Origin of the sequence: Serratia sp. KG1D (assembly GCF_037150675.1) — a bacterium.
Classification (GTDB): domain Bacteria; phylum Pseudomonadota; class Gammaproteobacteria; order Enterobacterales; family Enterobacteriaceae; genus Serratia; species Serratia nematodiphila.
Genome location: NZ_JBAGIH010000003.1, coordinates 645,428 through 653,177, shown reverse-complemented (window position 1 = coordinate 653,177; position 7,750 = coordinate 645,428). Strand labels below are relative to the sequence as shown.

The window sequence follows — 7,750 nt, the reverse complement described above, 5'->3', positions numbered from 1 at the left end:
TGCTTTCGCTTGCTAACTCGAGGTGGCGTATATTACGCTTTCCTCTTTCAGAGTCAACCCTAATTTTCAGGATTTTTTCTCTTTCTTCCCGGCCGCTCTGTGAAGTGAATCACTTGCGCCGTGTCGATGGAGGCGCATTATAGGGAGCCGGTTCAGAATGACAAGCGATAATATGCATTTTTTATCTGACCGCTCACTATTCATGCGTAACGCCTATTAAACCCGCTTTTTGATGGCTGCCGGCAGGTCCGCCAGGCTATTTAGCACCCAATCGGCCAGCTTTTCACCCTGCTCCGTCACCGGCTTGCCGGTACGCACCAGCACCTTGGTGCCGACGCCGGCCGCGATCGCCGCCTGCATATCTTCCGGTTTATCGCCCACCATATAAGAAGCGGCCATATCGATGTTCAATTCCTGCTGCGCTTGCAGCAGCATGCCCGGCTGCGGTTTACGGCAGTCACAGACCTGACGATACTCTTCCACTACCGCCTCCGGATGATGCGGGCAGAAATAGATGCCGTCGAAGTCGACGTCGCGATCGGCCAGCGACCAGTCCATCCACTCGGTCAGGTACATAAACTGGTCTTCGCTGAACTTGCCGCGCGCAATGCCCGACTGGTTGGTCACCATCACCAGCGCGAACCCCATCTTTTTGAGTTCGCGACAGGCGTCAATCACGCCGTCAATAAAGTGGAAATTGTCGATTTCATGGACATAACCATGGTCAACGTTAATCGTACCGTCACGATCGAGAAAAATTGCTGGAACGCTTTGTGTCACCGCTTTGCTCCTGAGGGGCTGAATACGCTGACAGTATCGCATGTTTTACCCCGCACTGAGAACGCCGGAGAACGTCGCTGGCCGTTGACTTAGACGTCTAGACGCCTTAACATCTGATCCATACCTTGGTTCCACGCCGAGGTTTACTTTTATCTAGCCACGGGCAACCACGCTAAAATAAGAAGAATATGATTAAACTTTCTAACATCACTAAAGTGTTCCAGCAGGGTTCGCGCACCATTACCGCGCTCTCTGACGTGACCCTTCACGTCCCTGCCGGGCAAATCTATGGCGTTATCGGCTCTTCCGGCGCCGGCAAAAGCACGCTGATCCGCTGCGCCAACATGCTTGAGCGCCCTACCTCCGGCCAGGTGCTGGTCGATGGCCAGGATCTGACGTCTCTGTCGGAAAGCGAACTGACGCGCGCCCGTCGCCAAATCGGCATGATCTTCCAGCACTTCAACCTGCTCTCTTCCCGCACGGTGTTCGGCAACGTGGCGCTGCCGCTGGAGCTGGACAATACGCCGCGCGCCGAGATCAAAAAGCGCGTGACCGAACTACTGGAACTGGTCGGGCTGGCAGACAAACACGACGCCTATCCGGCCAATCTGTCCGGCGGCCAGAAACAGCGCGTGGCGATCGCCCGCGCGCTGGCCAGCAATCCCAAAGTGCTACTGTGCGACGAAGCCACCAGCGCGTTGGATCCGGCCACCACCCGTTCCATCCTGGAGCTGCTGAAAGACATCAACCGCCGTCTGGGCCTGACCATTCTGCTGATCACCCACGAAATGGACGTGGTGAAACGCATCTGCGACCAGGTCGCGGTCATCAGCCAGGGGCAGTTGATTGAAAAAGACAGCGTCAGCGAAGTGTTCTCACACCCGAAAACCCCGCTGGCCCAGCAGTTCATTCAGTCCACGCTGCATCTGGATATCCCGGACGACTACGCCGCGCGCCTGTCGCCGGAGCGTCAGGGCGACCGCCAGCCGCTGCTGCGCCTGGAGTTCACCGGTCAGTCGGTCGATGCGCCGCTGCTGTCTGAAGCCGCTCGCCGCTTCAACGTGAACAACAACATTATCAGCGCCCAGATGGATTATGCCGGCGGCGTGAAATTCGGCGTGATGCTGGCGGAGCTGCACGGCAGCGACGAAGACGCGCTGGCGACGATTAAGTTCCTGCAAGAAAATCAGGTAAAAGTAGAGGTTCTGGGTTATGTCTGAGGCAATGATGTGGTTGATGGCGCGTGGCGTGTGGGAAACCGTCATGATGACCTTTGTCTCCGGCTTCTTCGGTTTCGTGCTCGGCCTGCCGGTAGGCGTGCTGCTGTATGTCACCCGCCCGGGGCAGATCATCGCCAACAATTCGCTGTATAAGATCCTGTCCGGGCTGGTGAACATCTTCCGTTCCATTCCGTTCATTATCCTGCTGGTTTGGATGATTCCGTTTACCCGCATGATCGTCGGCACCTCGATCGGCCTGCAGGCGGCCATCGTGCCGTTGACGGTGGGCGCCGCGCCGTTCATCGCGCGCATGGTGGAAAACGCCCTGCTGGAGATCCCGTCCGGCCTGGTGGAAGCCGCGCGCGCCATGGGCGCCACGCCGATGCAGATCATCAAGAAAGTGTTGCTGCCGGAAGCCCTGCCGGGCTTGGTCAACGCCGCGACCATCACCCTGATCACCCTGGTGGGCTACTCCGCCATGGGCGGCGCGGTCGGCGCCGGCGGCCTGGGCCAAATCGGTTACCAATACGGTTATATCGGTTATAACGCCACAGTGATGAATACCGTATTAGTATTACTGGTAGTTTTGGTTTATCTGATCCAATTCTGCGGCGATCGCATCGTCAAAGCCGTTACCCATAAATAGTTTCACCGCATGTTAATGCGAGTCTAATGAGGAAGGGATATGTCGTTAAAATTTAAATCCATCGCGGCAATTGGCGCACTGATCGGCACGCTGGCTCTGGCGGGCTGTGGCCAGGATGAAAAGAATCCGAACCACATCAAGGTCGGCGTGATCGTCGGCGCTGAGCAGCAAGTGGCTGAAGTGGCGCAGAAAGTGGCGAAAGAGAAGTACGGTCTGGACGTTGAACTGGTCACCTTCAACGACTACGTGCTGCCTAACGAAGCGCTGAGCAAAGGCGATATCGATCTGAACGCCTTCCAGCACAAGCCTTATCTGGATCAGCAGATCAAAGACCGCGGTTACAAGCTGGTGCCGGTCGGCAACACCTTCGTTTACCCGATCGCCGGTTACTCCAAGAAAATCAAATCGCTGGACGAGCTGAAAGAAGGTTCGCAGATCGCGCTGCCTAACGATCCGACCAACCTGGGCCGTTCGCTGCTGCTGCTGCAGAAAGTTGGTCTGATCAAGCTGAAAGACGGCGTTGGCCTGCTGCCGACCGTGCTGGACGTGACCGAGAACCCGAAAAACCTGAAGCTGGTTGAGCTGGAAGCGCCTCAGCTGCCGCGCTCTCTGGACGATCAGCAGATCGCGCTGGCGGTGATCAACACCACCTACGCCAGCCAGATCGGCCTGACGCCGGCGAAAGACGGTCTGTTCGTGGAAGATAAAGACTCGCCTTACGTCAACCTGCTGGTTGCGCGCGAAGATAACAAAGATGCGGAAAACGTGAAGAAATTCGTTCAGGCCTATCAGTCTGACGACGTTGACGCGGCCGCCAACAAAATCTTCAACGGCGGCGCGGTGAAAGGCTGGTAAGCGCTTATTCACCCATTTTATTCCTATAATTGCAAGACGGGCCAAGGCCCGTCTTGTTATTTCCGCCATAGCTTGCTTCAATAGCGCCACTTTCATTAAGGCAGAGGAATCTCAATGCGTGTTTTACCTCTCTGTTTGTTAGCGCTCGCGCTGGCCGGATGTTCATCGCAGCGTATCGCGCCGTCCTCAACAAGCAGCACCAGCAAGCCGACTACCACCGCTCCGGCCAAAACTACGCCGGCCGCCCGCCCCGCACCGGTAAAACTGTACAAAAGTGCAGAAGAACTCGTGGGTAAACCGTTCCGCGATCTGGGTGAAGTGTCCGGCGAATCGTGCCAAACCACCGTGCAAGACTCTCCACCGAATCTGGCTACCGCCCGTAAACGCATGCAAATCCGTGCGTCTTACATGAAGGCCAACGCCGTGCTGCTGCACGACTGCCAAATTGTCAGCGGCGTCGCCGGTTGCTATCAACAGGCCGTTTGTCAGGGCTCGGCGCTTAACGTCTCCTCCAAATGACCGAATTCGTTTTCGAGCAGATCGGCGTGATCCGCTCGCCGTATAAAGAAAAATTCGCCGTGCCCCGCCAGCCGGGGCTGGTCGAAGACGGCGGCGGCGAACTGCTGCTGCTGCCGCCCTACAACCAGGCGGAAGCGGTGCGCGGCCTCAGCGATTTCAGCCATCTGTGGGTGATGTTCATTTTCCATCAAACCATGGAAGGCGGCTGGCGCCCGACGGTGCGTCCGCCGCGTTTAGGCGGCAATGCCCGCATGGGCGTGTTCGCCACCCGCTCCACCTTCCGCCCCAACCCGCTCGGCATGTCGCTCATTGAGCTGAAGGGCGTGCGGGTGAAAAACGGTGAAGTGGCGCTGGAACTGGGCAGCCTCGACCTGGTCGACGGCACCCCGGTGGTGGACATCAAGCCTTATCTGCCGTTCGCCGAGAGCCAGCCGCAGGCCCGCGCCGGCTTTGCCCAGGCCGCGCCCGCCGGCGATATGCCGGTGCGTTTCGCACCGCAGGCCGAGCAACAGCTGCAGCAACATCAGGCGCGCTACCCGCAATTAAGGCGTTTTATCAGCCAGGTGCTGGCGCAAGATCCCCGTCCCGCCTATCGTAAAGGAGAGGACGTCGAACGGGATTACGCCGTCTGGCTGTTGGATTTCAACGTGCGCTGGCGCGTCGTGGACGGCCGCACCGAAGTGTTGGCGCTCGACCCGCGTTAAAATTCCGCCGCCTCTCTTTTGGCGACCCGCTCGCGCTGGTAAACTAAACCACTTTTGTCACTTTTGGCCGCCACTCTGGCAGCCCGATGCAATTTGCAGTTCTAACGGAACCAAAACACCATGCGTACTAGCCAATATCTGCTCTCCACACTGAAGGAGACACCTGCCGACGCCGAAGTGATCAGCCACCAGCTGATGCTGCGCGCCGGGATGATCCGCAAGCTGGCCTCCGGTCTTTACACCTGGCTGCCGACCGGCCTGCGCGTTCTGAAGAAGGTTGAAAACATCGTTCGCGAAGAAATGAACAATGCTAACGCGATCGAAGTGTCCATGCCGGTGGTTCAGCCTGCCGATCTGTGGCAGGAAAGCGGCCGTTGGGAGCAATACGGCCCCGAGCTGCTGCGCTTCGTCGACCGCGGCGATCGTCCGTTCGTGCTGGGCCCGACGCATGAAGAAGTGATCACCGATCTGATCCGCAACGAGATCAGTTCGTACAAACAGCTGCCGCTGAACTTCTTCCAGATCCAGACCAAGTTCCGTGATGAAGTGCGCCCGCGTTTCGGCGTGATGCGTTCCCGTGAGTTCCTGATGAAGGATGCCTACTCCTTCCACACCTCACAGGAGTCTCTGCAGGAGACTTACGACGCAATGTACGAAGCGTACAGCAAAATCTTCAGCCGCATGGGCCTGGATTTCCGCCCGGTGCAGGCGGATACCGGCTCGATCGGCGGCAGCGCCTCGCACGAATTCCAGGTGCTGGCGCAGAGCGGTGAAGACGATATCGTGTTCTCCACCGGTTCCGACTTCGCCGCCAACATCGAGCTGGCGGAAGCGGTCGCGCCGGCAGAGCCGCGCGCCGCAGCCAGTGAAGAACTGCGCCTGGTGGATACGCCGAACGCCAAAACCATCGCCGAGCTGGTCGAGCAATTCCAGCTGCCGGTGGAAAAAACCGTGAAGACGCTGATGGTGCGCGCCACCGAAGAGAGCGGCCACAAGCTGGTCGCCCTGCTGGTGCGCGGCGATCACGAGCTGAACGAAATCAAGGCCGAGAAGCTGGCGCAGGTTGCCGCGCCGCTGACCTTCGCCACCGAAGAAGAGATCCGCGCCATCGTCGGCGCCGGCCCGGGTTCCCTCGGCCCGGTCAAGCTGCAGATGCCGGTGGTTGCCGACCGCAGCGTAGCGGCGATGAGCGACTTTGGCGCCGGCGCCAACGTTGACGGCAAACACTACTTCGGCATCAACTGGGAGCGCGATCTGCCGCTGCCGCAGGTGGCCGATATCCGTAACGTGGTGGAAGGCGACGCCAGCCCGGACGGTCAGGGTACGCTGCTGATCAAACGCGGCATCGAAGTGGGCCATATCTTCCAGCTCGGCACCAAGTACTCGGAAGCGATGAAAGCGACCGTGCAGGGTGAAGACGGCCGCAACCAGGTGCTGACCATGGGTTGCTACGGCATCGGGGTCACGCGCGTCGTGGCCGCCGCCATCGAGCAGAACCACGACGAACGCGGCATCATCTGGCCGGACGCCATCGCGCCATTCCAGGTGGCGATCCTGCCGATGAACATGCACAAGTCATTCCGCGTGCAGGCGCTGGCGGAAGAGCTGTACAACACCCTGCGCTCCCACGGCATCGATGTGATCCTCGATGACCGCAAAGAGCGTCCGGGCGTGATGTTCGCGGATATGGAACTGATCGGCGTGCCGCACTCTATCGTTATCGGCGACCGTAACCTCGATAACGAAGAGATCGAGTACAAGAACCGCCGCGTCGGCGAAAAGCAAATGATCAAAACCGGCGAAATCGTTGATTTCCTGCTGGGCCAGATCAAACGCTAAGCGCCGATCGCCAGAGAATAAAAAACCCGCCTAGGCGGGTTTTTTTATATTCGAAACGCGTTACTTGCTGCTGCAGCTTTTACTGCGGTCGAACGCGATCTTGCCGTCCGGCACCACCGCTTTTTCAATCTGCCCCTCTTCCATCGACGGCTGCACACTGAAGTGCGCGTTGAAGGTCAGGAACACCGGCTCGCCGGCAGTCTTATTGGCCTTGGCGTAACCTTGCTCCAGCGCGATGTTGTTATCCACCGGGAAAGTGATGCCGGTGGCGCAATCTTTGAACACCGCCGCGTCGGCCATATAGCTGTAGCTGCCTTTCATCGCCATCGGGGTTTTAGGCAACGGCTTTTCGACCGGCTCCAGACGGTAATTCAGCTTGGACTCGATCGGCGCGCCGCTGCGATCCAGCATCTCCAGGCTCTTGCCCACCGGACGGAAGTAGCGTTTCTCGCCGGTGCTATCGGTCAGCACCAGCTTATCCGCGGTGCGCGCCCATTTGCCGTAGTCGGCAAAGGTCTGATCGCCGTCTTTGCTGCCGCGATAGGTTTCCTGCAGCACGAAGGTGCCGTCTTCATCCAGGAACAGCGCCGTATCCAGGCCGCCGCAATCAGCGCAAGGCAACACCCCTTGATAACTCTGCGGCATCGCCTGCAGCGGTTGTTCCTTCGGCTGATAATGATTATTGCATCCCAACAACGAGAGTGCACCTGCCGCCAAGAACAGGGCTATCGTAATTTTCTTCACAGTTATTCTCCTACTGTGTTCATGTATTCCTAAGTGCGAACCTTGCCGCGCAGCGCCTTGGTGGCGCCTTTACGCGTCTTGCCTTCCAAACGACGCAGTTTCGCTCCTTTCGTCGGCTTGGTCGCCTTGCGCGTTTTTTCCACCACCATCGCCTGCTGAATCAACGCGACCAGCCTGGCCAACGCCGCTTCGCGATTCAATTCCTGACTGCGATACTCTTGCGCCTTGATAATCACCACGCCATCGGCGGTAATTAAATGGTGATTCAGCGCCAGCAGCCTTTCCTTATAATACTCTGGCAGGCTGGATGCCCGGATGTCAAAGCGCAAATGGATCGCCGTTGAGGTTTTGTTCACGTGCTGGCCGCCCGCGCCCTGCGCGCGGATCGCCGTCAATTCCAGCTCATTATCCGGTATGGCGACGTTTCTTGACAGTTCCAGCAC

Annotated in this window: 9 protein-coding genes; 6 read left to right on the top strand and 3 right to left on the bottom strand. The window is 58.4% G+C overall.

Features of this window, described 5'->3' with window-relative positions; genetic code table 11:
• Window positions 1–216: 216 nt before the first annotated feature.
• Window positions 217–780, bottom strand: coding sequence for a D-glycero-beta-D-manno-heptose 1,7-bisphosphate 7-phosphatase (gmhB, locus tag WFM45_RS18115; RefSeq protein ID WP_015378880.1), 564 nt, complete (start codon window positions 778–780; stop codon window positions 217–219).
• 188 nt (window positions 781–968) lie between these two features.
• On the opposite strand from gmhB, the gene metN reads away from it, so the two are divergent.
• The 6 genes from metN to proS all read left to right on the top strand — a co-directional run bounded on the left by metN (window position 969) and on the right by proS (window position 6,563).
• Window positions 969–2,000 (top strand): methionine ABC transporter ATP-binding protein MetN, encoded by a 1,032-nt coding sequence (metN, locus tag WFM45_RS18110; protein WP_004932012.1) that lies wholly within the window; start codon window positions 969–971, stop codon window positions 1,998–2,000.
• A complete protein-coding gene (locus tag WFM45_RS18105; RefSeq protein ID WP_004932010.1) occupies window positions 1,993–2,646 on the top strand; it encodes a methionine ABC transporter permease MetI in 654 nt (217 codons plus the stop codon). Before metN ends, WFM45_RS18105 begins: the two co-directional genes overlap by 8 nt.
• A 39-nt stretch (window positions 2,647–2,685) precedes the next feature.
• Entirely contained in the window at window positions 2,686–3,501 is an 816-nt protein-coding gene (locus WFM45_RS18100; RefSeq protein WP_033632261.1) for a MetQ/NlpA family lipoprotein, read from the top strand.
• A gap of 114 nt (window positions 3,502–3,615) precedes the next feature.
• Window positions 3,616–4,020: an Rcs stress response system protein RcsF gene (gene rcsF / locus WFM45_RS18095; protein ID WP_004932006.1), complete on the top strand. Its 405-nt coding sequence runs from the start codon at window positions 3,616–3,618 to the stop codon at window positions 4,018–4,020.
• A complete protein-coding gene (gene tsaA / locus WFM45_RS18090; protein WP_033632260.1) occupies window positions 4,017–4,724 on the top strand; it encodes a tRNA (N6-threonylcarbamoyladenosine(37)-N6)-methyltransferase TrmO in 708 nt (235 codons plus the stop codon). The genes rcsF and tsaA overlap by 4 nt, the downstream gene beginning before the upstream one ends.
• Before the next feature lie 120 nt (window positions 4,725–4,844).
• The gene (proS, locus tag WFM45_RS18085; protein ID WP_156866539.1) at window positions 4,845–6,563 is read left to right on the top strand and encodes a proline--tRNA ligase; all 1,719 of its coding nucleotides are present in this window, start codon (window positions 4,845–4,847) and stop codon (window positions 6,561–6,563) included.
• A gap of 60 nt (window positions 6,564–6,623) precedes the next feature.
• On the opposite strand, the gene nlpE is transcribed toward proS, so the two are convergent.
• Both nlpE and arfB read right to left on the bottom strand, forming a co-directional pair.
• Entirely contained in the window at window positions 6,624–7,307 is a 684-nt protein-coding gene (gene nlpE / locus WFM45_RS18080) for an envelope stress response activation lipoprotein NlpE (RefSeq protein ID WP_033632258.1), read from the bottom strand.
• A gap of 29 nt (window positions 7,308–7,336) precedes the next feature.
• Window positions 7,337–7,750, bottom strand: coding sequence for an alternative ribosome rescue aminoacyl-tRNA hydrolase ArfB (gene arfB / locus WFM45_RS18075; protein ID WP_004931997.1), 414 nt, complete (start codon window positions 7,748–7,750; stop codon window positions 7,337–7,339).